Genomic DNA, 26719 nt, shown 5'->3' on the forward strand with positions numbered 1-26719 from the left:
AGAATTACATAGTTATTACAAAAGGAGTATTTCTCTAACAGCCCTTATTTATCTGTAAAACAATATAACAATAAAACGTTTATTATTTTTTCAGTCAAACCGTATAGGGATTATTACTCAAGAAGAGCGGCAGCGCCCAATAAACTGGAATCCTTTTGATGCGAAGCCACTACCCTCACATTATCCGATATGATTTTGTAGGGGAAACTTTGCATTGTTTGTTCCATAGCATCTTTAAAGAAAGGAAAAGCCGATACGATACCGCCTCCTAAAACAATAGCTTGGGGAGCATAGGCAAAAAGAATTGCCTTTATAAGATTGCCCAAATGCCTCCCAAACTCTTTCCAAATCTCCAATGCAGTTTGTTCTCCTTGCTGGGCTTTTTCAGCTACTACCGCACCGGTAGTTCCATAACGTTTAAACAAGAAACTACTGCAATAGTGTTCAAAATCAGAGTCCAAATAAGGAAATGAGCCTATCTCACCGGCTCCCATATATTGCCCACCATACAAATGGCGGTCAATGACAACACCAGCTCCAATTCCGGTCCCAATAGTAACGCCTACCATATTGGTGTAAGATTTTCCTTCGCCGTATAGGCTCTCCCCTAAAGTGAAACAGTTGGAATCATTATTAATGGCAACTGCCACCTTGAATTCGTTCTCCAAAATCTCCTTCAAGTGTATTTCTTTCCAAGAAGATATATTTGCTACATTATATACAATTCCTTTCTCCGGATCAACAATTGAAGGGACACCGATACCGATACCATCTACCTGCTCATTCATCATATTCCGAATAAGCAGGGAAAGCTGGTTTAACACAGTAGAAGCATCTTGCTGAGCTAAACATGGAACCGACACTTTATTCAAGCAGTTCTCTTTTTCCACTTGGGCTATTCGAATATTGGTTCCTCCTAAATCTATTGACAGTTTCATAGTATATAACATTAAGGTGTTCAACATGTGCAAAATTAAAAAAATGCTTTTTTTTCAGTATTCCCAATTGCGCATATAAATCTTCATTTTGCGCAAACATTACTATCAATCAAATATTCCACCAAATCTTTTCCTCCAGGTTCACAGACAAAATCGATAAAAACAATACCACAATTCCGGCTATTCTTTTGTTTTAAATAGTCAGCAATAGACTTGTTCACCTTATCAGCAAAGACTTTAGGGGTTCCCAAGGGCAGCCCCGTCGCACTTACAAAAGTAATCCCCCACCGACGTGAAGAAACCGGCTCAACAGATATCCCTTCAATATTATGAATACAAACCCCGACCTTCTTCCCGGCCTCCTCACCCGATTCATATTGATACTCATCTTCGAGCAGAGCTATCCCTTCCTTACCATCTTTATTGCGAAGAGTGAGCAGGCAAGTGCTGTCATCCTCCCAACCTACACATGCTGCTCCAGGATAATTATCCATAGCATAATCCCTATGCAGGAAAAGAATCTTTCCACGGCAATCTTTCAGCGTCAGTTCAGGGCGAAAGTCCATCACGAAATAACTTTGATACTTAGGGTTGTTTAAAGAAGCAGACAGCAGAGAAGCATAATCCCGCGATTCTCCCTCTTCCTTTTTCAAAGAAACAATCAAAGTCTCAGAAGGATATGTTTGCAAAAAGTGTATAAAAGCAGGTAAAACATCATCTTCCCAATATATATCCTGAAAGGCATGGCTGTGAAATACCCCCAGTTTATCATCCTTCTTTTCCAAACGGATATCAAAAGCGCGGATGCCTTGTTGCAATTGGGCAGGAATATCTGTTGCTTGCGTTTTCAACATATGCCCTCCTTTGATACTACCACTATCGTGTGAACCGGGAATAGAAATCTTACATATAGGAAGTGTATCATGGAGAATCCTCATCCACTCAGGCCGCAATGCAGCCTCATCCCCCGCCTCCGCACAAGTATCCTGCAATCTGGGAGCTGTAGCACAAACCGGAGCATTCAATAGAAATATGGTCAAAGCTAATACAACAACTGTTCTAAATCCGTTTCTCTTCATAGTATATTGCTTTTAAGTTTACTGCATGCAAATGTAGAGGGTTCATTCTTTTCCCTCATCCTAAATTGCGTATTTAGTTCTTCATTTTGCGCAAACATCAAAAGCAACATATAGTAACATCCGAGCCAAACGTAATGTACCTTTTCATTACATAGATGTACCTAACAAAAAATGCCATACATTCTCCGTACTGCGTATCTCATCCCAGACGAAGCCCTCCCAAGAAAAGGATTTCAACTCCTCAGGACACTCCAGACGGTTCTTGACAATAAAACGCGTCATCTCTCCGCGACACATCTTGGCATAGATAACGACAGTCTTAGGGTGTCCGGCCTTCCAAACTTGAAACTCGGGCGTAATAACACGCACCTCTTGCTCCACCCGCTTCCAGTCGAACAAATCTTTCATTTCAGCACTTGCCAAATTAATGAGAACACCGCCACAGTTTTTAATTTCCTCTATGAAGTAATCCGTCAACAAAGGCTTCCAATAATCAAACATGGATATTCCACCTTTTTCGGGCAAACGGACATCTCCTTCCAAGCGATAGGGTTTGATACCGTCCAGCGGGCGAAGCAACCCATAAAGAAAAGAAGTGATACGCAGATGTTCTTGCGCATAACGAAAATCCTCCGCTGAAAAATCCTTCGGAAGAATACGTTTAAAAACAGCTCCGGTATAGGCGCAGATGGCCGGCATCGGACAATTCTCTTCCGAACAGAAATCATGAAAACGCAAACGGTTCTCGGCAGCAATTTTGGTATTCACCCGAAGAAGCCTTTCCAATTCGGATACCGAATACTGAGACATTTCCAACGCATTCCGCACAGCCTCCACCTCGAATTTCGGGACTGTGACTTCGGGCACGACAACAGAGCAGTGCGCTGCCATGGTCTTTGCACAAGAAATAAAAACAAGCATAGCAATATTTTTTTATAGATACAAAAATAAAGATTTTTAGTGGAGAATGCATATAGTTATAAAGATTTTCCACAGAATCCACCTCCGTTTCAAGAGTTTTTCATACCTTTACACCTTGTTAGAGAAAAGTGCACGTATTAGCCCCCACTCCCCAACATCTCGAGATAGAAAAAGAAAAAATAATATATAAAATGACTCACAAATGGAATTATCAACCCATTACACCCGAACAGGCAGAAGCAAGCCAACAACTGGCCCAAGAATTGGGAATTAGCTCAATATTGGGAAAATTGCTGGTGGAGCGGGGAATAACAACGGCAGCGGATGCCCGAAAGTTTTTCCGCCCCCAATTACCGGACTTATACGACCCATTCCTGATGAAGGATATGGATATAGCCGTAGAGCGCCTGAACAAGGCAATGGGAAAGAAAGAGCGCATTCTTGTTTATGGAGATTATGACGTAGACGGTACCACGGCTGTGGCATTGGTCTATAAGTTTATTCAACAGTTCTATTCGAACATTGATTACTATATCCCCGACCGTTACAATGAGGGGTATGGAGTTTCAATCCAAGGAGTAGACTATGCCGCAGAAAGTGGTGTAGGCTTAATTATTGTATTAGACTGCGGTATCAAAGCCGTCGAAGAAATCACATACGCCAAGGAGAAAGGCATTGATTTCATCATCTGCGACCATCATGTCCCCGATGATGTACTCCCCCCTGCTGTAGCTATTCTGAATGCCAAACGGGAAGACAACACCTATCCTTATGAGCATCTGTCCGGATGCGGTGTAGGCTTTAAGTTTATGCAGGCATTTGCCATCAACAATGGTATCGAGTTCCATCACCTGATTCCCCTATTGGACCTTTGCGCCGTCAGCATCGCATCAGATATTGTACCCATCATGGGTGAAAACCGTATCCTTGCCTACCATGGCCTAAAGCAATTGAACAGCAATCCCAGTGTAGGTCTGAAAGCCATCATTGATGTCTGCGGACTAACGGACAAGGATATCACTGTCAGTGACATTGTATTCAAAATAGGTCCTCGTATCAATGCCTCCGGACGTATTCAGAACGGAAAAGAAGCCGTTGACCTGCTTACTGAAAAAGATTTTTCTCTTGCCCTGGAGAAAGCCGGACAAATCAATCAATACAATGAGACCCGCAAGGACTTGGACAAGACCATGACCGAAGAAGCCAATAAGATTGTGGCCGATTTGGACGGACTTGCCGATCGCCGTTCTATAGTATTGTACAATGAAGACTGGCATAAAGGTGTCATCGGAATCGTTGCCTCCCGGCTGACTGAAATCTATTACCGCCCGGCAGTAGTGCTGACGCGCACGGATGACATGGCAACCGGCTCTGCCCGTTCCGTCTCCGGATTCGACGTCTACAAAGCCATTGAATACTGCCGCGACCTTTTGGAAAACTTCGGAGGGCATACCTATGCCGCCGGCCTTTCCATGAAGGTGGAAAATGTACCAGCTTTTATCGAACGTTTCGAAGAGTTCGTATCACAAAATATCCTGCCGGAACAGACATGCGCCGTCATCGACATCAATGCCGAGATTGATTTCAGAGACATCACTCCGAAATTCTTCAGCGACCTGAAGAAGTTCAATCCATTCGGACCGGACAATGCCAAACCTATTTTCTGCACGCACAATGTCTATGATTATGGTACCAGCAAAGTCGTAGGTCGCGACCAAGAACATATCAAGCTGGAATTAGTGGATAATAAATCGAACAATGTGATGAACGGCATCGCTTTCGGGCAAAGTTCCCACGTACGCTTCATCAAGACCAAACGTTCCTTCGACATCTGCTATTCTATTGAAGAGAATACTCATAAGAGGGGTGAAGTGCAGTTGCAGATTGAAGACATAAAGCCGAATTAAAAGTCATGAGGATGTATCAAAAGTATATAAGCATTTTCTTTATGTTATAATTTCAGGCGCGGATTACGCGGATTCCACGGATTTATTTTACTGAATCCGCATTATTCCTCGTAATCCGCTTCTAAAGAAAGCATTAAGAGTATTTTGAAACACCTACGATAGGAATGGCAAGAAGTTTAATAAGACCATGAACAGCAATAGTAACTCCAAAACTCCCCTCCCTACGGGATTGCTCTCCCCTGATAGCGGAGGAGCTGGAGAAGGTAGATTGGGGGGGAAGCTTCTGAAACAATACTGGGGCTATGACGCCTTCCGGGGAATCCAGGAAGACATCATCAATAGCATTACTGAGGGACGGGACACTTTGGGACTAATGCCCACGGGAGGAGGAAAATCCATCACTTTCCAAGTTCCGGCTCTTGCCAAAGAAGGACTTTGCCTGGTCATCACTCCGTTGATTGCCCTCATGAAAGACCAGGTACAAAACCTGAAAAAACGAGGAATCAAAGCGCTTGCCATCTACTCAGGCATGAGCAGGCAGGAAATCATCGTCACATTAGAGAACTGCATCTTCGGCAATTTCAAGTTTCTCTATATCTCCCCCGAAAGGCTCGATACCGAAATCTTCCGCACCAAACTGCAGAAGATGAAAATCAGTATGATTACAGTAGACGAAAGCCACTGCATATCACAATGGGGTTACGATTTCCGTCCTGCCTATCTGAAGATAGCCGAAATACGCAAACTGCTGCCCGGCATCCCCATCCTGGCATTGACAGCCACCGCCACTCCGGAAGTAGTGAAAGATATCCAGGCCAGTTTGCATTTCCGTGAGGAAAATGTGTTCCGCATGAGTTTCGAACGCAAAAACCTTGCCTATATCGTCCGCAAGACGGAAAACAAGACGGGAGAGCTGTTGCACATCCTGCGCCGTATGCCCGGAAGCGCCATCATCTATGTGCGCAACCGCCGCCGCACCAAGGAAATTACCGAACTGCTGCACAACGAAGACATCACCGCAGATTTCTACCATGCCGGACTGGATAACGCCACCAAAGACATCCGCCAACAACGCTGGCAAACAGGAGAAAGCCGTGTCATGGTCGCCACCAATGCATTCGGTATGGGTATCGACAAACCGGATGTACGGATTGTCATCCACATGGATCTGCCCGATTCCATAGAAGCCTACTTCCAGGAAGCAGGACGTGCCGGAAGGGACGGACAAAAAGCCTACGCGGTCATCCTTTACGCCAAGTCGGATAAGGCAACACTGCACAAACGCATTCCCGACACCTTTCCTGAAAAAGAGTATATAAAGGAAGTATATGAGCATCTTCAATACTATTACCAGATGGCAATGGGAGATGGACAAGGCTGTGTACGCGAGTTCAATATAGAAGACTTTTGCCGAAAGTTCAAGTACTTCCCCGTTCCCGTGGACAGTGCTTTGAAGATTCTGACACAAGCGGGATACTTGGAATATACAGACGAACAAGACAATGCATCCCGTCTACTGTTCACTATCCGACGAGACGAACTTTATAAACTAAGGGAACTCGGCGAAGATATGGACAAACTCATCCAAACCATTCTCCGCTCCTATACCGGGGTCTTCACAGACCATGCTTTCATCAATGAAGATTCACTGGCCATATGCACCGGACTCACACGCCGGCAAGTGTATGAACAGCTCATCCACCTAGCCAAGCTACATATCGTCAGTTACATCCCCCGCAAAAAGACACCATATATAATATACACGCGAGAGAGGGTTGAAATGCGCCACCTGCAAATCCCTCCCACCGTGTACGAGGAACGCAAAGAGCGATATGAGAAACGCATAAGTGCCATGCTGGATTACGTGAGCAGCGATACCGTGTGCCGTAGCCGGATGCTGCTACACTACTTCGGAGAGAAGAACGAGCATAACTGCGGGCAGTGCGACACTTGCATCAATTTGAAGAACAAGAAACCTTCCGGCCACCTTTCGGAAAAGGAATTTTCTGAAAAGATTCTTCAAGCCCTATCTGATAAACAACAAACTCCAGCCACTTTGGCAGAACAGATACCGGACGATAAAAACATGCTCATCGATGTGTTACATGAATTGTTGGACGAAGGCAAGGTAATTGCCGTCAACGGAATGCTTCAAATCAAAAAATAATTCATTACTTTTGCCGTTGGAAAAGAATGTCCTGCCGCTGACGAGGAACATCTCTTATCAGCCATGCTCCTCCTTTTCCTTTTTATTTTTTAATTCTTTAATTTTTAATCACCTATGGGATTCTTTAAATTTTTTTTCTCCGGCAAGTCAGACAGTCCGACAAATGAGAAACAAAAAAACGAGCAGAAGAATTTTGAGATATTCAAGTATGACGGTATGCGTGCACAACGCATGGGCCGTACAGACTACGCCATCAAATGCTTCATTGAAGCCCTTGCCATTCAGGAAGACTTTGAAACCATGGGCTACCTTGCCCAAGTCTACACCCAGACCAACGAACTGGACGAGGCACACAAACTACTGGAACGCATGACCGAAATAGAGCCGGAACATACCTCCACCTACCTCAGTCTTGCCAACGTATGCTACATGCAGGAAGACTATCCTGCCATGGCAGGAGCGGCAAAGAAAGCTATCGAAATAGAAGAGGGCAACGCCATGGCACACTACCTGCTAGGCAAAGCAAACAATGGACAAGGAGACGGCATCATGTGCATCGCTCATCTTACGAAAGCCATCGTACTGAAAGATGATTTTACCGAAGCCCGTCTGCTCCGTGCCGAAGCACTGGTCCAAATGCAGCAATACAAGGAAGCGATGGAAGACATAGACACCATTCTGGCACAAGACCCGGAAGACGAAAGTGCCATCTTGCTCCGTGGAAAGATAGAAGAAGCTACGGGAGACAAAGAAAAAGCAGAAAGCAGTTATCAGAAAGTGACGGAGTTGAATCCCTTTAACGAACAAGCCTTCCTCTACTTAGGACAGCTTTACATCACCCAAAACAAGCTGGCAGAAGCCATCGAGCTCTTTACGGAAGCCACAGAACTGAACCCTAATTTCGCAGAGGCCTATCATGAGCGCGGACGTGCCAAGTTGCTGAACGGAGACAAGGAAGGCTCTGCGGAGGACATGAAGAAAGGACTGGAACTTAATCCTAAAGAGATACAGAACTTTAACGGACAATATGGTAATCAACCGGGGGGAAGTACCGGTAATATCCTAGGATTATAACAAATTCAATTATTGCCGCCAATGAAACGAAATTTATTTCTATCAGTACTTTTTGTACTGATGTTCGCACCTGCCCATGCACAGCAAGTGAACATATTGTCCTATAACGTACATAATTGCATCGGTATGGACAAGGAGTACAATTGCCGACGCATTGCCAATGTTATCAGTCAAACTTCTCCGGACATAGTCGCCCTGCAGGAACTTGACAGTGTAACGGTGCGCAACAAAGGAATCCATGCTCTCGGAGAATTAGAAAAACTGACCGGAATGCACGGGACTTATGCAGCAGCCATTCCTTTTCAGGGTGGAAGCTACGGCATCGGAATCCTCTCCAGAGAGATACCCATAAAATACAAAATCATTCCAATGCCCGGACGGGAAGAAAAACGTACCCTCATTATTGCAGAATTTAAAGATTATGTATTTTGTGCCACACACCAGTCCCTCACTCCAGAAGACCAGCTCCTTGCCGTACCATTGATAGAAAAAGCCTTGCAAAACGTCGATAAGCCCATCTTTATGGCAGGCGACATGAACTCTGCACCAGCAAGCGCTCCCCAGCTGGAATTGGCAAAACATTTTGCCACCCTCAATGACACAACCTCTTATACTTTCCCGGCAGACCGTCCCAACCGATGTATAGACTACATCTACGGCTATTCCAAGAATGGGTATCGGTTTGACGTACAATACCGGAAAGTCATAGAAGACACCATTTCATCCGACCATCGTCCGGTTCAAGTCATTGTACAAATTAAAGGGAAATAAGTTAAATTGCTACTATCCCTAAAAAAAACATTGTTTTTTGTTTGTATATAAAAGAAAAGCATTACTTTTGTCGCGTAATTCAAAAACAGAGAATACAAGTATGAAGTCATTTACTTATGCATATTACTTCTTTTTTTACTTTTACTTTAGCCAAAAAGTAGAGCGGGAGTTTGTATGTATCAAGTGACAGTGATGCTTAAGGACTGAATAGAGAAACAAGTAAATATACAGAATCCCGCTCCATCGTATGGAAGCGGGATTTTTTTTATAGCATAACCAAGAAAATAAAGAATAATGAGAAAGGTAGCCATTCAAGGAACATTAGGCTCGTATCACGACATCGCCGCACACAAGTACTTCGAAGGAGAAGAAATAGAGTTAATCTGTTGCGCCAACTTTGAAGACGTGTTCAGTGCCATCAAAAAAGACAGTCAGACCATAGGAATGCTGGCAATAGAAAACACCATTGCAGGTAGTTTGCTACATAACAATGAGCTATTACGCCAAAGTGGTGCACAGATTGTTGGCGAATACAAGCTGCGCATTTCCCATAGTTTTGTCTGCCTGCCCGATGAAGACTGGGCTGATATTACCGAAGTCAACTCCCACCCTATCGCCCTGATGCAATGCCGTGAATTCCTCGGACAGCACCCCAGTATAAAAGTGGTGGAAGGCGAAGATACCGCCCGCAGTGCCGAAATCATCCAAAAAGAAAACCTGAAAGGCCATGCTGCCATCTGCTCCAAAGCAGCCGCAGAGCGTTATGGCATGAAGATTCTGCAGGAAGGCATCGAAACAAACAAGCACAACTTCACCCGCTTCCTTGTGGTAGCCGACCCTTGGCAGGTGGATGAACTGAACCGGCACCGCAGCAAGGATGTCAACAAGGCCAGCATGGTGTTCACACTGCCCCACACCGAAGGAAGCCTTTCTCAAGTATTGTCCATCTTGTCCTTCTACAGAATCAATCTGACCAAAATACAGTCCCTCCCCATCATCGGACGGGAATGGGAGTATCAGTTTTACGTAGATGTCGTGTTCGACAATGTACTGAGATACAAACAATCTATCGCAGCAATCACACCGCTGACCAAAGAACTAAAAATATTAGGAGAATATGAAGATGGAAAATCAAACATCTAAGATAAAGCCAGCCGAACGTCTGGCAAGCGTAAGCGAATACTACTTCTCGAAGAAACTGAAAGAAGTGGCGCAAATGAACGCCGAAGGCAAGGATGTCATCAGTCTGGGCATCGGAAGCCCTGACATGCCACCCTCTGAAAAGACCATCCAAACGCTCTGCGAAGCCGCCTGCAACCCGGATGGACACGGCTACATGCCCTACGTGGGCATCCCCGAACTGCGCCAAGCCTTTGCCCGGTGGTACGAGAAGTGGTACGGCGTAGCATTGAATCCCAACACAGAGATACAACCGCTTATCGGTTCCAAAGAAGGCATCCTGCACGTGACGCTTGCCTTTGTCAACCCCGGCGAACAAGTGCTGGTGCCCAATCCGGGGTATCCCACCTACACCTCATTGAGCAAGATTCTCGGTGCCGAAGTGGTGAACTACAACCTAAAAGAAGAAAACGGCTGGATGCCCGACTTCGACGAGCTGGAACAAATGGACATGAGCCGCGTGAAGCTGATGTGGACCAACTATCCCAACATGCCCACCGGAGCCAATGCCACCCCCGAACTATACCGGAAGTTGGTAGACTTTGCCCGCCGCAAGGACATCGTCATCGTGAACGACAACCCTTACAGCTTCATCCTGAACGAACACCCCATCAGTATCCTCAGCATCCCCGGCGCCAAGGAGTGTTGCATAGAGTTCAACTCCATGAGCAAGAGCCACAACATGCCGGGCTGGCGTATCGGCATGCTTGCCTCTAATGCCGACTTCGTGCAATGGATACTAAAAGTGAAGAGCAACATCGACAGCGGCATGTTCCGCGCCATGCAACTCGCCGCCGCCACTGCACTGGAAGCCGAACACGACTGGTATGACGGCAACAACGCCAACTACCGCAACCGCCGCAGGCTGGCAGGCGAAATCATGCACACCCTGGGATGCACGTACGATGAAAACCAGGTAGGCATGTTCCTCTGGGGCAAAATACCCGACACCTGTGCAGATGTGGAGGAGCTGACGGAACGCGTGCTGCACAAGGCGCGTGTATTCATCACCCCGGGATTTATCTTCGGCAGCAACGGCAAGAGATACATCCGCATCTCCCTCTGCTGCAAGGACCAAAAGCTGGCAGAAGCATTGAGCCGCATCAAGGAGATAATGAATTAGCACATAGGATATAGTATATTAAGAATCATACCCTTATGTTTACCTGTATTTTCAAAGGCAGGTAAATGCATTTTCCATATAGGGTAACGATAGTTCCCATATAGGGAAACGACGATTCCCATATAGGAAAACGGACAGTGAAAAAGAGACATTCATACAACAAACTTTAAAAAACTAATAAACAAAGAATATGGAACTCGAATTAGAACCCATCACCCTTCCCGGCATTGAGGACAAACGCCCCCTCATCATTGCCGGCCCTTGTAGCGCAGAGACAGAAGAACAAGTAATGAGCACTGCCAAACAACTGGCAGACAAAGGCATCAAACTATTCCGTGCCGGCATCTGGAAACCGCGTACCAAACCGGGCGGTTTCGAAGGCATCGGTGTAGACGGCCTTGCCTGGCTGAAAGAGGTAAAGAAGGAAACCGGCATGTACGTTTCCACCGAAGTAGCCACCGCCAAACATGTATACGAATGCCTAAAGGCTGGAGTTGACCTTCTTTGGGTAGGTGCACGTACCACCGCCAACCCTTTCGCCGTACAAGAAATTGCTGATGCACTGAAAGGCGTCGATATCCCGGTACTGGTAAAGAATCCGGTAAATCCCGACTTGGAGCTCTGGATTGGAGCTTTGGAACGCATCAACAATGCAGGCCTGAAACGCCTAGGTGCCATCCACCGCGGATTCAGCAGCTATGACAAGAAGCTCTACCGTAACTTGCCCCAATGGCATATCCCCATTGAGTTGCGCCGACGCATCCCGAACCTGCCCATCATCTGCGACCCCAGCCATATAGGTGGAAAGCGCGAACTGGTAGCTCCACTCTGCCAGCAAGCTATGGATTTGGGCTTCAACGGACTGATTATCGAGAGTCACTGCAACCCGGATTGTGCCTGGAGCGATGCAGCACAACAAGTAACTCCGGATGTGCTAGATTACATCCTCAACCTGCTCGTCATCCGCAAGGAAACGCAAAGCACTGAAAACCTCAGTGAATTACGTAAGCAGATTGACGAATGTGATAACAATCTCATTCAAGAGCTGGCCAAGCGAATGCGTGTGGCACGAGAAATCGGCACTTACAAAAAGGAACATGATATGACCATCCTACAAACCGGACGCTACAACGAAATCCTTGAGAAACGCGGCTCGCAAGGTGCATTGTGCGGTATGGATGCCGAGTTCATCAAAAAGGTATTTGAGGCGATACACGAAGAGAGTGTGAGGCAACAAATGGAAATTATAAATAAGTAATTATTTAATGTACTAATGTGCCAATGTGCTAATTGGCTGCGCAGTAATGCCGCATGGCAATTAGCACATCAGCACATTAACACATTAGCACATTAAACATCATGAGAATATTAATACTTGGAGCCGGAAAAATGGGCTCTTTCTTTACAGATATATTGAGTTTCCAGCACGAGACGGCTGTGTTCGACGTTAACCCGCACCAACTGCGTTTTGTCTACAACACCTACCGTTTCACTACATTGGAAGAAATCAAGGAATTCGAACCAGAACTAGTCATCAATGCAGCTACGGTGAAATACACACTGGACGCCTTCCGCCAAGTGCTGCCAGTACTGCCTAAGGACTGCATCATCAGTGACATTGCTTCGGTAAAGACCGGATTGAAGAAATTTTACGAAGAAAGCGGTTTCCGATATGTATCGACACACCCCATGTTCGGCCCGACTTTTGCCAGTCTTAGTAATCTGAATACAGAGAATGCCATCATCATCAGCGAAGGTGACCACTTGGGAAAAATTTTCTTTAAAGACCTTTACCAGACAATGAAGCTAAATATCTTTGAATATACATTCGACGAACATGATGAGACTGTAGCCTATTCGCTGTCCATCCCTTTTGTTTCTACCTTCGTATTTTCGGCAGTCATGAAACACCAGGAAGCTCCGGGCACTACATTCAAAAAGCACATGGCTATCGCCAAAGGATTGCTGAGTGAAGACGATTACCTGCTCCAAGAAATTCTCTTCAACCCGCGCACTCCCTCACAAGTGGAGAACATCCGTCTGGAACTGAAGAATCTGCTGGAAATCATCAACAACAAGGATGCGGAAGGCATGAAGAAGTATCTGACCAAAATCAGAGAAAAGATTAAATAGATAAAATGTCCATTGTGAAAACATCAGGTTCCCTCGTCCTCAACGAGGGATTTTTTTTATCTTTGCACTGTTAATAGAACCGCTTTCATGATAGACCAACCCACTATAGACAGAATTCTTGATGCCGCACAAATATACGATGTCGTATCGGACTTCGTTACCCTGCGCAAACGCGGTGTGAATTATGTAGGACTGTGTCCCTTCCACGATGACAAAACCCCTTCCTTCTATGTATCCCCCGCCAAAGGGCTCTGCAAGTGCTTTGCCTGCGGAAAAGGAGGAAATGTAGTGCATTTCATCATGGAACACGAACAGATGTCTTATCCTGAGGCACTGAAATATCTTGCTAAGAAATACGGCATTGAAATCAAAGAACGCGAACTATCCAGTGAGGAGAAGATAGCACAGAGCGAACGGGAAAGCCTCTTCATCGTAAACAACTTTGCCCGCGACTACTTCCAGAACATCCTAAAGAACCACATAGACGGACGGAGTATCGGCATGGCCTATTTCCGCAGCCGCGGCTTCCGCGATGACATCATCGAGAAGTTCCAGTTAGGTTACTGTACCGAGAGCCACGATGCACTCGCTCAAGAAGCCCTAAAGAAAGGATACAAAAAAGACTATCTCGTCAAGACCGGCCTCTGCTACGAAACAGACGACCACCGACTGCGTGACCGCTTCTGGGGGCGGGTCATCTTTCCGGTACACACTCTCTCCGGCAAGGTGGTAGCTTTCGGAGGACGTGTGCTTGCCGGTGCCACCAAAGGCGTCAAGGTAAAGTACGTCAACTCGCCTGAATCGGAAATTTATCATAAAAGCAACGAGCTGTACGGCATATACTTTGCCAAACAAGCCATTATGAAACAAGATCGTTGCTTTCTGGTCGAAGGTTATACAGACGTCATTTCCATGCACCAATCGGGCATAGAGAATGTGGTTGCTTCTTCGGGTACAGCATTGACACCCGGACAAATCCGGATGATTCATCGCTTCACCAACAATATGACAGTACTTTACGACGGTGATGCTGCCGGTATAAAGGCCTCTATCCGAGGTATTGACATGTTGCTAGAAGAAGGCATGAACGTCAAAGTTTGCCTCCTGCCCGACGGGGACGACCCGGACTCCTTTGCTCGCAAACACAATGCGACGGAATTCCAGAATTTCATACAAGAGAATGAAACGGACTTTATCCGCTTTAAAACCAATCTGTTGCTTGAAGATGCAGGAAAAGACCCCATCAAGCGCGCCGAGCTTATAGGAAACCTTGTGCAGAGCATTTCCATCATTCCCGAAGCCATTGTGCGCGATGTCTATATCAAGGAGTGCGCCCAATTACTGCACGTAGAAGACAAACTGCTGGTTTCTGAGGTTGCCAAACGTCGCGAAAAGCAAGCCGAGCAACAAGCTGAGCGAGCAGAACGTGAGCGTCGGTCGGCCAATGCCTCAAGAGCCAATGCAGAAGCAGGCATCAATGGCAGTCAAACAGCCACAGTTGCCCCCCCCGACGCACAGCAAGTTATCGGCTACACGCCCGAATCACTGCCTGCCAGTCTCCCTTCCGAAACACCTCCACCTTTTCTACCCCAGGAAGAATATGTATCCTTCATCCCGCAGGAAGGCAAGGAAGGCCAGGAGTTCTATAAATACGAACGGCTTATTCTGAAGATGGTAGTGCTCTATGGCGAGCGGGTGATGTGCAATGTCACCAATGAAGAGGGGCAGGAAACTCCTATCACTGTAACTGAATATATAGTCAATGATTTAAAAGAAGACGAGCTTGCCTTCCATAATCCGCTTCACCGGCAAATCCTGACAGAGGCTGCCGAACGTATCCACAATGAGGGCTTTACTGCCGAACGGTATTTTGTGGCGCATCCCGACCCCGTCATCAGCAAGCTGAGCGTGGAGCTTATCAGCAACCGCTATCAGTTAAGGAAATCACAGATAGAACAAATGGTGACGGACGAAGAACGCCTTTATGAGCTAATACCACGGTTAATGATTAACTTCAAATATGCCATCGTCTGCGAAGAATTGAAGCATACTCTATTTGCATTGCAAAACCCTACCATAGCCAACGATGAAACTCAATGCAACAGTATCATGGAGCGCTACAACGAATTGAACAAAGTAAAAAGCATCATGGCAAAGCGACTGGGAGACAGAGTCATCCTGAATTTTTAAATTCAATTCGGAGAGTTTTCCATCAAGAATTATGCCTGATTAAATTCATAAATTCCTCGCGGGTCTTCGCTTGGTTGAATGCTCCGGTAAAATCGGATGTAGTGGTAATGGAGTTCTGTTTCTCTACTCCGCGCATCTGCATGCACATGTGTTTAGCCTCCACAACAACCATAACCCCCAGCGGATTCAGCGTCTCCTGAATACATTCTTTTATTTGGAGAGTCATACGTTCCTGCACTTGCAGGCGGTGAGAGAAAATATCCACTACGCGGGCTATCTTGCTCAGTCCGGTAATATAGCCGTTAGGAATATATGCCACATGTGCCTTTCCGTAGAAGGGAAGCATGTGATGTTCGCAAAGTGAGAAGAAATCAATGTCTTTCACAATCACCATCTGACTGTATTCTTCTTGAAACTTGGCTGAACGAAGTACCTCGTGCGGGTCCATATGATACCCTTTCGTCAACGACAACATGGCCTTCGCAACCCGTTCAGGTGTCTTCTGCAAACCTTCACGTCCGGCATCTTCACCCAGCAGAGTAAGGATGCGGTGATAATGTTCCTTCAGTTCATCCAATGAAGGAGATACAATTTCTTCTTTTCCTAACATGATATTCTTTATAAAGGGATATTTATCTGCTCTTTCACAATAGAGACTTCCTTGAATACACCGGTAGCCCGCAACTGACGCATCATGGCATCCGCTTCTTCGATACTGCGGAAATCTCCTGCACGGCACAACCAGCGAGGAGGATTGAAAGAGGTATAAACTGTAAGTTCGGGGAAATGTTCCTTGATGCGGGTAGCTACCGCATAAGCTTCGTTCTTGGCCTGACGGGTATTATTCCCTGCATAAACCTGTATGCGGTAACCCGAACTTTTAATTACTTTCTGCTCATCCGAACCGGCAGGTACATATTCCGAACCTATCAATGCCGCAATGCGCGCATCTTGATGGATAGTCACCCTGCCTTGTCCTGGTACATTACGTTCCAGGCTTTTCACAATATTGTTCTGCGCTACAGAAATCGTTACAAAAACGAAACATGCAACTAAAAGTAAACCAAGCTTTTTCATAATTGATAATTGATAGTAGATAATTGATAATGAAAAACAAAGGGAATTGATAACTGACAACGGGCACATCCCCATTATCAATTATCAATCCTCCATTATCCATTAATTAAAGGCATCGATGATACCCTTGAAGTCAGAAACCTTCAAGGCAGCACCGCCAATCAGACCGCCGTCAACATCCGGGTTGGCAAACAATTCCTTTGCATTGGAGGGCTTGCAGCTACCACCATAAAGGATAGAGCAGTTGTCAGCGATTTCCTTACCATACTTTTCAGCAATCAATGAACGGATGAAAGCGTGGATTTCCTGTGCTTGTTCTGCAGTAGCAGTCTTACCGGTACCGATAGCCCAAACCGGCTCGTAAGCCAAGATAATCTTAGAGAAATCTTCGGCAGACAAAGAGAATACAGAAGCCAGCTGAGCAGCTACCACTTCATTCTGCTTGTTTGCTTCACGTTCTTCCAATACCTCACCGATACAGAAAATCGGAGTCAGACCGTTAGCCAAAGCCAATTTTACTTTTTCTTCCAGAATAGCAACTGTTTCACCATAGTAAGCACGACGTTCAGAGTGACCCAGAATGACATATTTTGCACCAGTAGAAGCAACCATAGCAGCTGATACTTCGCCGGTATATGCGCCTGACTCCTTGTCTGCACAGTTTTCTGCACCTACACCAATCTTGGCAGCGTCTACCAAAGGAGTAACAGATGCCAGGTGGATAAACGGAGTACAGATGATTACATCACAGTTAGGCTTTTCGTTAGCCAATGTTTCATTCAGTTCTTTTGCAAGAGCAATACCCTCTTGGAGGGTTTTGTTCATTTTCCAGTTTCCTGCAACAATGTTTTTTCTCATTTTTTTTATTATTAAAAGGGTTAATGTATTTACTATTTGACAATTTACTATTTGACAATTTACTATTTACTATTTGATACTATTGTTGTCTGAGGCGTTGTTTCTCCCGACGCCTTACGACTAAAATATCGACACAAAGCACCATCATCAGAGGAAGGATGAACCACAGCAACACATAGCCTATTGTTTGTAAGTCACTTTCCTGTTTCTGCTTGCCCAATTCCAACTTGTCCAGGCTATCGGTCAGCACATATTCATCAGGCAGCCGGTTGTCACTCCACTTATTCAAAATTGTTCCGTCCTTTACCAACAACAGACCAGGATTTGAACGGATAATGGTCTTCAGCGTAATATCATCTGTCTGGCAGAAAGGATATTCCGCTCCAGTCTTGTCACGCCACAATTCTATCTCGTCTTCCGGAGATGAAGTCAAGGCATAAAAGCCATAACCATGCTCCACACTGTAATCGTATATTTCATTGATAAGGTCGATGTTACTGTCGTCCGCTCCTTCTATCCGATGGGCAACCAGCAGAAACGTATATCCTTTATCCGACAGTACGCTGTCCGTTATATCTTCCCATGTATCCAGACTCATCATGGAAAAATCATGAATGGGAGGTTCATAACCTTTTTCCTTCAGTATCGTATGTGATTCTACAAACGTCCATGTACTGTCCGGATAGTTGTCCAATGTAAATTCCTGACGCTTTCCTCCTTTTTCCAAAATGAACCGGCTTTCAAACACGCTTGGTTTAGCACCTTCCGGAATTTCCATGCCCTCCTTGATATTCGCTCCAATTCTGTAAGGTCGGAAATCAAGTATCGGCAAATTCTCCAGGCAATAGAAGGACAACGCAAACACAAATAGAAACGTATACATGGAAATCATCCACTCCATCTTCGGAGTAATGAAACGTACCAGTAAATCCTGCCACTTGAATACAGATACTGCCGCCACCAACAAGACTACGTTCTTGCCGAAAGTCTGCCAATTGGTCAATATCCACGCATCACCGAAACATCCGCAGTCAGATACCGGATTCGCCAAAGCCAAATAAAGTGTTAGCGGAGTCATTACAGCCATCAGCAATAACGCCAATGCAGATGCCACCTTCCGGCGTATACCCAAAAACAAGAAAACACCTACACTAAACTCTATGGCAGACAACACTATCCCTACCAGCAAAGGTGCATAAGAAGGAAACCAGGAAATCATGCCGAAAGCCGTCAAGTAATCTTGAATTTTATAGAAGAAGCCCAACGGATCAACGGCTTTCACAAATCCGGAAAATATGAACAAAGCCCCCAACAGAAAACGGCAGAGGTTCACCCAAACTTTCCTGATAATATGTTTCTTGTCAATCTCCAAATTCAATCTTAATTAAACCAAATACAGAATAGTTAATCATATCCATATAATTGGCATCAATACCTTCCGAAACCAAAGTCGCTCCGGACAAGCTTTCAATCTGCTTTGTCCGATAAATCTTCATCAATATCAAATCCGTATACGAACTGATACGCATACTGCGCCAAGCCTCATCATAGTCATGATTTTTGGCAAGCATCAACTCCAAAGAGGTTTTGGCATATTTATCATACAGCACCAATGCCTCTTCATTGGTCATATCAGCAGCCTCGGCATATCCAAGCTCCAACTGTATCAGCCCTACAATTCCGTAGTTGACAATAGCTATGAATTCAGAACGGATGCCTTCATCTACCAAAGTCACTCCTTTCGTTTCAATGCTTCTGATGCGGTTAGCTTTGATGAATATCTGGTCTGTCACAGAAGACGGACGAAGAATGCGCCACGCCGGACCGTAATCATGAAGTTTTTTGGAGAACAAGTCACGGCAAACCGCAATGACATGTTCAAACTGTTGCTTGGTATCTTTCATTTCCTTGCTTGTTTATGCTGGAATACAGCCTATTTTCACAGTGCGCTGCAAAGATAGGAATAATTAAAGAAAAAGAAAAAGAGGGCACTCTAAAATCTATTAAAGTACCCTCTTCTATAGAGATTGTTTACGTTTTTATGAGCAGCGTAATACTTGTCCCGGTCTCAGGATTGTTTTACGCGTAATTCTGTTCAGCTTGCAGAGCTTGTCTACAGAGGTTCCCTGACGGGCGGCAATCCTGCCCAATGTATCTCCCTTCTTCACCTTATAGAACAGACCTTCACCCGATGCCATGCTACGCGCCGTACCGGAAGAGCCTTTTGTCTTATGGAAAGTATAGGAATCAGCTACGATATCCTGCTTTTCAAAATCAAACATAAGCGCAGGATTGATGGGAATACCCAAGAAACGCGTTTCAAAGTGAAGGTGTGAACCGGTAGAACGTCCGGTATTTCCTCCCAATGCAATCGGTTCGCCAGCTTTTACCAACTGGTTTGTATCAACTAATTGTTTAGACAAGTGTCCGTAAACGGTTTCCAAACCATTGTCGTGACGAATAACGACGTATTTGCCGTATCCACGACGACCTTGATTCTTGACAACGCGTACTTTTCCATCAAAAGCCGCACGGATTGTATCGCCTACATACACCTTGATATCCAAACCATAATGAGCTCTTCTTCTCCGGGGACGGTAACCGAATACATCTGTGATACGGGTATTGGGAGTAGGCATACAGAAACCGGTCAAATCAAATGTATAGCTCTCAGGCACAATCGCATTGCCATAGGCTTGTACGAATTCGTTGTTCCAGTTGGGATACAAATCTAAACCCGGATACAATGATTGTTCCGCACGTATCTGTTTTTGCAAAGCCAGTGAATCTACACTCTTAAGTTTTCTGTCGACGGGGGCTTGGCGGGCAATCAAGTCCTGCGAGAAAGAATTCAAGCTAACCATTGCCGTCGCAGCCAATAAAGCAGTTTTTATCCAATTAAAATTCATCCGTTTCGTCATTCATTTTGATATCCGTTGCAAGCATCTCGGCAAATCAAACACCACTTGTTCTACGCGAATATCCAGATTGATTTTCAAAAATTCTCCCAAAGGTAACATTTCTCTCTGAAAAACGACATCAGTCATTAACTATTTTTTCGAAGAGGAGGAAAATGTAAAGCTCGCAAAGATGTCTTAATCCCCTATAGATAGGAGACTTACAAGCAAACATGTTTTACAACATAAAATGTAATAAAAGTGCATGTTTAACCGTTTTTTAGCTAATGGCAGCCCAATTAACGTTCGTTTTTCTCAACGCTTTCAGTTGTCGCCACAAGACCTCGTTCTCAGGCAACATGCCATGTGGATCTGTATCCACCACCGTTTGCGCTACTTCACGGACATATTGCAGCAGTTGTCCGTCACGGGCTATATCGGCAATCTTCAGATCGAAAGCAATGCCGCTCTGCTGTGTCCCTTCCAAATCTCCAGGACCACGTAGTTTCAAGTCTGCTTCCGCTATTTCAAAGCCGTCATTAGTCCGCACCATTATCTCCAAACGCTTCCTTGTATCCTCCGCCAACTTGTAGCCGGTAACCAGGATACAATAGGACTGGTCAGCTCCACGTCCTACACGTCCCCGAAGCTGATGAAGCTGGGACAGCCCGAAACGCTCGGCGTTCTCAATCACCATCACCGAAGCATTGGGCACATTTACACCTACCTCAATCACGGTGGTAGCCACCATTATCTGTGCCTCACCGGATACGAACAATTGCATCTGAGCATCCTTTTCAGCAGGTTTCATCTTTCCATGCACCTTGCAAACCCTACACTCGGGAAACTCTTCACAAACATGCAGATACCCTTCTTCAAGATTCTTCAAGTCAATCTTTTCGCTTTCCTTAATCAGCGGGTAGACAATATAGACCTGCCGGCCTTCGGCAATTTGCTTGTGCATGGACTGATACAAGCTTATCCGACGGCTATCAAACTGATGAAGAGTGACAATCGGTTTACGTCCGGGAGGCAATTCATCGATGACAGACACATCCAGGTCGCCATAAAGCGTCATTGCCAATGTGCGGGGAATCGGGGTTGCCGTCATCACCAATACATGGGGAGGTTGTACATTCTTTGTCCACAAGCGTGCCCGTTGGGCCACACCGAAACGATGCTGCTCATCAATCACAACCAAACCGAGCGAAGCAAAATTCACCGTATCTTCAATGACGGCATGGGTACCTATCAGTATATGTATGTCTCCCGTCAACAAACCGACAAGGATAGCTTCGCGCCGCTTGCCCTTAACAGAACCGGTCAACAGTTCCACACGTACCTCCATTCCATACAGCAGCTCACGGATGGTTTCATAGTGCTGGTTTGCCAAAATCTCGGTAGGTGCCATCATGCATGCCTGAAAACCATTATCGAGCGCCATCAACATACTCATCAGTGCGACAAGCGTCTTTCCACTTCCCACATCCCCTTGCAGCAAGCGGTTCATCTGCTTTCCTGAGCCTACATCCTTACGGATTTCCTTCAATACCCGCTTCTGTGCATTGGTCAGTTCAAAAGGAAGATTACGGGAGTAGAAGGTATTGAACACTTCGCCCACCCTTTCAAAAATATAACCGCGATATTTCCGCTGACGGTCTTTTGCATACCTCAGGATATTCAACTGTACGTAAAAGAGCTCCTCAAACTTCAGCCGATACTGTGCCTTACGCAATAAATCCGGATTAGCGGGAAAGTGTATATTGACCAAAGCTTCCGTCAACGGCATCAGATGATGCTCGGCAAGTATAGCGGGAGAAAGGGTCTCGGGCAACGGCTCACGCAACTGCTGCACCACCGTATTCATCATCTTCTCGATGGCATGCGAATTGAGAGAACTCCGTTTCATCTTTTCAGTCGTATTATAATAAGGTTGTAACCCCATGGACGACAATTTCAAATCCGAAGCAGAGTCTATATCCGGATGAGCCATATTGATTCTACCATTGAAGAAGGTCGGTTTTCCGAACACAATATATTCCTGATGCACTTTATACTTCCCAACCAAATATTTGATGCCCTGGAACCAAACCAAGTCCACCACCCCCGTACCGTCCGAGAAATGAGCAATCAACCTGCGCTGGCGCCCTTCTCCAGCCATCTCAAAACTTAGTATTTCACCTTTCAGCTGAATATAGGGCATTGTCCCATCGATCTCCTGAATATAATAAATCCGACTACGGTCTACATATTTATATGGAAAGTAATATAGCAAATCGTGCAAGGAATAAATGCCCAATTCCTTATTGAGCACCGAAGCACGCTGCGGCCCGACGCCCGACAAATATTTTATGTCACGCGTGGCTAAATCGAACATGAACCTATCAGAGCTGTGGCTATTTTTAAATCAAAAGGAGTGGTTATTTTAATGTTTTCCCGATTTCCCGGCGTCAAAAAGACAGATACGCCCAATGCCTCCACCACAGAAGCATCATCGGTAAAATGGGGTGCATAAGGCTGCTCGTATGCCGCTTTCAGCAGTTCCGCATCAAAAACCTGGGGAGTCTGCACCAATCTATAATCATCCCTGCCGACAGTCACACTGCCTTTCCCTTCCATACGGCGAACGGTCTCCACCACACCGATTACCGGAATTACGGCCTTTTTTTCGGCCGCCAAGTCATAACAGCGTGCAATCACTTCCCGGGCCACGAACGGACGCACCCCATCGTGCACACCGACTAAAGCTGGTGTCTTGACCAAAGCCAAACCGTTCTTTACAGAGTGGAACCGCGTCTCCCCTCCATCTGCAATGGCATGCGGCAATGAAAAACGGTACTCCCTGCACAGCAGCCTCCAGTAATCCTGCTGGCTGTGGGGAAGCACCAATATTATCCGTATCTCAGCATTGTAGTCATAAAACGCCTCCAGAGTGCGCATCAAAACAGGTTTCCCCCCTATCGGGAGAAACTGTTTGGGGAGTTCGGTCCCCATGCGCAAGCCCTTGCCACCGGCAACAATCAGAGCATACTGAACCATTTATGATTTATGATTTATGATTTATGATTTAAAATCATAAATCTGTTACGCACATGGCTTCTTTCAGTTCCTGCACCTTCTCTTTGCCCTGCAACAGTTCCACTACGGCCAATGCAAACTCCATGGCAGCGCCCGGTCCTTTACCAGTGATGATATTGCCGTCTCTTTCTACCGGAGCACCCGTACATTCGGCACCTTCCAAATACTGTTCAAAGCCGGGATAGCAAGTAGCCTTCTTGCCTTTCAGCAATCCCAGCTTACCCAATACCATAGGAGCCGCACAAATAGCAGCAATCGGTTTCTGCTCTTGGGCAAAACGCAGTAACAGATTACGCAGTTCTCCACACTTCTCCAAAGTGGACGCACCCGGCATACCGCCAGGCAATAATATAAGCTCTGCATCAAAGAAGTCGCAGTTCACTACATTCTTATCGCACAAGACCGGAACATCGTGTGCTCCCGTCACTATTTCATCAGGGGTTACCGTCACCATTTCTACGTTCAGTCCGGCGCGTCTCATCACATCCACAGAAGTAAAAGCTTCTATTTCTTCAAATCCGTCGGCAAAAAAGACATAAACTGTACCCATAATTGTTCCTCCTCTTATTTTAGATTAAAATAATACGTTATTGTTCCCGTCTGATTGTTCAAGCCGCTTACCGCATTGAAACGGGCTTTCTTGGCAGCATCCTCTGCCGCTTTCCGCAATGCGGGATTGACGGTATTGGTCTGGCGGTTGATGCTGGTCGCTATCACATGTCCGGCAGGGTTCACTATGATGGTCACCACAACCCTACCTTCATCCTGCACATTATATACCGGTCGCGGCAATCCGCCCTCACCAAGAGAACGTCCGCCCAAATTAAACGAGCCGTAGCCTCCCGTACCCGAAGTGGCTCCGGACGGAGCATTCCCCGTAGGACTTCCTTGAATACCTTCGCCTTCCGTATCGCCTTTACTGCCCATTTGAGCACCTTTGCCAAAAGCGCCAGCTACCCGTTTACGGGCAGCTTCCTCGGCTTCCTTACGTTCCCGTTCGGCTTTTGCCGCTGCCAGTTTGCGAGCCTCTTCTGCTTTTTCGGCTTCCGTCTTTTCCGGTTTCTTCACCTCCTCCTTTTTCTTGGGTTCGGCTTTAGGCTTTATGGCAACGGTTTCTTCAGTTTCCTGCGTAATGATGTCCTGCTCCACCGTTTCCTGCACCTGAGGAGCGGTTTCCTCCGGCATGACATCCACCTTTACCAAAGAAGGGTCGGCAGGGCCCAGTGCATCGGGCACCTCTCCCAGCATAACGGGCACACCGCCTTCTTCCGAGGGTTCCGGCAGTGTGAATCCTACCAGTATCAGAAGGGCAATAATGGCAACATGCACCACAAGTGCACCTGCCATACCTATATATTTTCCTTTCTTCTTCCGATTCACCATTGCATTTACAATTTAGCCATGTACAATGTACGATTTAGTTTTCCGGTGGTCGTGTAGCCAGCACCATCTTGAATTTATTCTCGTTTGCAATGTTCAGCACCTTCACGATTTCCCGGTAAGGCACTGTTTCGTCAGCATACAAAGCTATATACATTTCAGGCTCCCTCTCCGCACACGATTGTAGGAAAGGAGTCAATTCTTCAAGCGTCAGAGACAGTTCCTTGTCATTGCCAAAAGCAGCATAATAATTCAGATTCTTATCTATGATAACTCTTGTCAAAGGCTTTGCAGAAGTCTGTTGCTTTCCCTGCGGCAGCAGTACCTTGATAGCATTGGGCGATACCATGGTAGATGTTATCATAAAGAAAATCAGCAGCAGGAAAATCAGGTCCGTCATGGACGCCATACTGAAATTGGGTGATATTTTAGCTCTACGTTTTAACACGCCTTTAAGTTTTAATTCTTAATTCTTTAATTAATCATTTCGCCGGTTCGTTCAACAAGTCCATGAATGCCATTGTCTTGGCTTCCATCTTATTGACCACGCCATCTATCAATGTCACCAGGTAATTGTAGGCAAACATAGCTATAATACCGACTATCAAACCGCCCACCGTAGTAATCATCGCCTCATAAATACCACCGGAAAGCAACGTTATATCAATATTATTTCCGGCATTTGCCATTTGCCAAAACGCACGTACCATACCCGTCACCGTGCCAAGGAAGCCTAGCATAGGAGCGCCACCGGAAATCGTGGCCATAATCGTCATTCCCTTCTCCAGTTTGGCAACCTCAATATTACCCACATTCTCGATGGCAGCCTGCACATCGTTCACCGGGCGTCCCAAACGGCTGATACCCTTTTCAATCATACGGGCCGAGGGAGTATCCACACTGCGACAATAAGCAATGGCAGCTTTCAATTCCCCACCCAAAATATAATCCTTTATTTTATCCATGAACTGAGGGTCTTCTTTCCCCGCCTTCCGGATAACATAATTACGTTCAAACAAGATGTAGAAACAAAGTACGGACATCAACCCCAAGACAACCATAATCCAGCCACCCTTGATGGCCATACTCCATAAATTCATTTCGTCGGAAGCGTTTACTTGTGTCAGTACCGGATTGGCACCTGCAATAGAGTCAGTCAGTGCCGGAGCCACTTGGGCCAATAACAACATTACATTCATCAGCGAAGACAGTTTTTATATTCCTTGACCGTACGCTCCAATCCCAGATACAACGCGTCACTAATCAGCGCATGCCCGATGGACACCTCGTCCAGCCACGGAATGTTTTGATAAAAATAATTCAGATTCACCAGGCTCAGATCATGTCCGGCATTCAGCCCCAGACCTAAGCTGCGGGCCACCTTGGCAGCCTCGACAAAAGGAGCTACAGCCGCTTCCCGTCCTTTGGGATAAGCCGTAGCATAAGGTTCCGTATATAGCTCCACGCGGTCGGCACCGGCTTTGGCAGCATATTCTATCATTTCGGCATCGGTGGAAACAAATACGGAAGTACGGATACCGGCATTGTTGAACTCATCCAACACTTCGTTCAAGAAGTCAAAATGGGTCTTGGTATCCCAGCCTGCGTTTGAAGTCAGCTGTGTAGGGCTGTCGGGCACCAAAGTTACCTGATGCGGTTTCACCTTCAAGACCAAATCCATAAATTCGGGTGAAGGATAACCCTCGATATTGAACTCTGTCCGCAGCAACGGCCGCAAATCATATACATCCTTACGGCGGATATGCCTCTCATCAGGACGGGGATGCACCGTAATGCCATCAGCACCAAAGTCTTCACAATCCAGCGCTACCTTCACAACATTCGGAACATCACCTCCACGGGCATTGCGCAGCGTTGCCACCTTATTTATATTAACGCTTAATCTAGTCATAATTCGGTTTATAGTTTGGGACAAAAGTACAAATA

25 protein-coding genes are annotated in these 26719 nt (G+C 45.9%); 9 read left to right on the forward strand and 16 right to left on the reverse strand.

The window, feature by feature from the left end; genetic code table 11:
* Nucleotides 1–113: 113 nt before the first annotated feature.
* The 3 genes from H1A11_RS12305 to yaaA all read right to left on the reverse strand — a co-directional run bounded on the left by H1A11_RS12305 (nt 114) and on the right by yaaA (nt 2938).
* Nucleotides 114–938 (reverse strand): ROK family protein, encoded by an 825-nt coding sequence (locus H1A11_RS12305; protein WP_181757274.1) that lies wholly within the window; start codon nt 936–938, stop codon nt 114–116.
* 83 nt (nt 939–1021) lie between these two features.
* Nucleotides 1022–2017: a phosphatidylinositol-specific phospholipase C gene (locus H1A11_RS12310; RefSeq protein ID WP_181757275.1), complete on the reverse strand. Its 996-nt coding sequence runs from the start codon at nt 2015–2017 to the stop codon at nt 1022–1024.
* 147 nt (nt 2018–2164) lie between these two features.
* Nucleotides 2165–2938 (reverse strand): peroxide stress protein YaaA, encoded by a 774-nt coding sequence (yaaA, locus tag H1A11_RS12315; RefSeq protein ID WP_131225422.1) that lies wholly within the window; start codon nt 2936–2938, stop codon nt 2165–2167.
* Nucleotides 2939–3129: 191 nt separating this feature from the next.
* Between yaaA and recJ the strand changes: the two genes are divergently transcribed.
* The 9 genes from recJ to dnaG all read left to right on the forward strand — a co-directional run bounded on the left by recJ (nt 3130) and on the right by dnaG (nt 15482).
* The gene (recJ, locus tag H1A11_RS12320) at nt 3130–4845 is read left to right on the forward strand and encodes a single-stranded-DNA-specific exonuclease RecJ (RefSeq protein ID WP_181757276.1); all 1716 of its coding nucleotides are present in this window, start codon (nt 3130–3132) and stop codon (nt 4843–4845) included.
* Between the two features lie 187 nt (nt 4846–5032).
* A complete protein-coding gene (locus H1A11_RS12325) occupies nt 5033–7012 on the forward strand; it encodes an ATP-dependent DNA helicase RecQ (protein ID WP_227201684.1) in 1980 nt (659 codons plus the stop codon).
* Nucleotides 7013–7126: 114 nt separating this feature from the next.
* A complete protein-coding gene (locus H1A11_RS12330; protein WP_181757277.1) occupies nt 7127–8086 on the forward strand; it encodes a lipopolysaccharide assembly protein LapB in 960 nt (319 codons plus the stop codon).
* A 21-nt stretch (nt 8087–8107) separates the two neighbouring features.
* Complete coding sequence (locus H1A11_RS12335; protein ID WP_181757278.1) at nt 8108–8857, forward strand: endonuclease/exonuclease/phosphatase family protein; 750 nt, start codon at nt 8108–8110, stop codon at nt 8855–8857.
* A gap of 294 nt (nt 8858–9151) precedes the next feature.
* Complete coding sequence (locus H1A11_RS12340) at nt 9152–10000, forward strand: prephenate dehydratase (RefSeq protein ID WP_181757279.1); 849 nt, start codon at nt 9152–9154, stop codon at nt 9998–10000.
* Nucleotides 9975–11159: a pyridoxal phosphate-dependent aminotransferase gene (locus H1A11_RS12345; protein ID WP_117965209.1), complete on the forward strand. Its 1185-nt coding sequence runs from the start codon at nt 9975–9977 to the stop codon at nt 11157–11159. The genes H1A11_RS12340 and H1A11_RS12345 overlap by 26 nt, the downstream gene beginning before the upstream one ends.
* 190 nt (nt 11160–11349) lie before the next feature.
* A complete protein-coding gene (locus H1A11_RS12350) occupies nt 11350–12417 on the forward strand; it encodes a bifunctional 3-deoxy-7-phosphoheptulonate synthase/chorismate mutase type II (RefSeq protein ID WP_131225425.1) in 1068 nt (355 codons plus the stop codon).
* 101 nt (nt 12418–12518) lie between these two features.
* Entirely contained in the window at nt 12519–13292 is a 774-nt protein-coding gene (locus H1A11_RS12355) for a prephenate dehydrogenase/arogenate dehydrogenase family protein (RefSeq protein WP_117600823.1), read from the forward strand.
* Nucleotides 13293–13379: 87 nt separating this feature from the next.
* Nucleotides 13380–15482 carry a DNA primase gene (gene dnaG / locus H1A11_RS12360; RefSeq protein ID WP_131225426.1) on the forward strand — a complete coding sequence of 701 codons (2103 nt, stop codon included), beginning with the start codon at nt 13380–13382 and terminating at the stop codon, nt 15480–15482.
* Nucleotides 15483–15504: 22 nt separating this feature from the next.
* Here dnaG and folE read toward each other — a convergent pair whose 3' ends face one another.
* The 13 genes from folE to H1A11_RS12425 all read right to left on the reverse strand — a co-directional run bounded on the left by folE (nt 15505) and on the right by H1A11_RS12425 (nt 26684).
* Nucleotides 15505–16092 (reverse strand): GTP cyclohydrolase I FolE, encoded by a 588-nt coding sequence (gene folE, locus H1A11_RS12365; RefSeq protein ID WP_005829983.1) that lies wholly within the window; start codon nt 16090–16092, stop codon nt 15505–15507.
* 8 nt (nt 16093–16100) lie between these two features.
* On the reverse strand, nt 16101–16559 hold the full coding sequence (locus H1A11_RS12370) for an SPOR domain-containing protein (RefSeq protein WP_181757280.1): 459 nt from the start codon (nt 16557–16559) through the stop codon (nt 16101–16103).
* A gap of 102 nt (nt 16560–16661) precedes the next feature.
* Nucleotides 16662–17417, reverse strand: coding sequence for a triose-phosphate isomerase (gene tpiA / locus H1A11_RS12375; protein ID WP_005829974.1), 756 nt, complete (start codon nt 17415–17417; stop codon nt 16662–16664).
* 79 nt (nt 17418–17496) lie between these two features.
* Nucleotides 17497–18789, reverse strand: coding sequence for a BT_3928 family protein (locus H1A11_RS12380; RefSeq protein WP_117965205.1), 1293 nt, complete (start codon nt 18787–18789; stop codon nt 17497–17499).
* Complete coding sequence (locus H1A11_RS12385; RefSeq protein WP_005833349.1) at nt 18779–19321, reverse strand: DUF1599 domain-containing protein; 543 nt, start codon at nt 19319–19321, stop codon at nt 18779–18781. Before H1A11_RS12385 ends, H1A11_RS12380 begins: the two co-directional genes overlap by 11 nt.
* A gap of 135 nt (nt 19322–19456) precedes the next feature.
* Entirely contained in the window at nt 19457–20326 is an 870-nt protein-coding gene (locus H1A11_RS12390; protein ID WP_117965248.1) for a M23 family metallopeptidase, read from the reverse strand.
* Nucleotides 20327–20594: 268 nt separating this feature from the next.
* Nucleotides 20595–22691, reverse strand: a complete 2097-nt coding sequence (gene recG / locus H1A11_RS12395; protein ID WP_181757281.1) for an ATP-dependent DNA helicase RecG — start codon at nt 22689–22691, stop codon at nt 20595–20597.
* Nucleotides 22679–23353: a 2-C-methyl-D-erythritol 4-phosphate cytidylyltransferase gene (locus H1A11_RS12400; RefSeq protein WP_131225428.1), complete on the reverse strand. Its 675-nt coding sequence runs from the start codon at nt 23351–23353 to the stop codon at nt 22679–22681. The genes recG and H1A11_RS12400 overlap by 13 nt, the downstream gene beginning before the upstream one ends.
* Before the next feature lie 34 nt (nt 23354–23387).
* Nucleotides 23388–23942, reverse strand: a complete 555-nt coding sequence (locus H1A11_RS12405) for a DJ-1 family glyoxalase III (RefSeq protein WP_131225429.1) — start codon at nt 23940–23942, stop codon at nt 23388–23390.
* A gap of 14 nt (nt 23943–23956) precedes the next feature.
* Entirely contained in the window at nt 23957–24775 is an 819-nt protein-coding gene (locus H1A11_RS12410) for a TonB family protein (protein WP_181757282.1), read from the reverse strand.
* A gap of 34 nt (nt 24776–24809) precedes the next feature.
* Nucleotides 24810–25220, reverse strand: coding sequence for a biopolymer transporter ExbD (locus H1A11_RS12415; protein ID WP_005833355.1), 411 nt, complete (start codon nt 25218–25220; stop codon nt 24810–24812).
* Between the two features lie 34 nt (nt 25221–25254).
* Complete coding sequence (locus H1A11_RS12420) at nt 25255–25971, reverse strand: MotA/TolQ/ExbB proton channel family protein (protein WP_118273888.1); 717 nt, start codon at nt 25969–25971, stop codon at nt 25255–25257.
* Complete coding sequence (locus H1A11_RS12425; protein ID WP_119961195.1) at nt 25971–26684, reverse strand: pyridoxine 5'-phosphate synthase; 714 nt, start codon at nt 26682–26684, stop codon at nt 25971–25973. Before H1A11_RS12425 ends, H1A11_RS12420 begins: the two co-directional genes overlap by 1 nt.
* Nucleotides 26685–26719 lie beyond the last annotated feature (35 nt).

It is taken from the genome of Bacteroides sp. CACC 737 (genome assembly GCF_013874375.1).
GTDB classification, from domain to species: domain Bacteria; phylum Bacteroidota; class Bacteroidia; order Bacteroidales; family Bacteroidaceae; genus Bacteroides; species Bacteroides uniformis.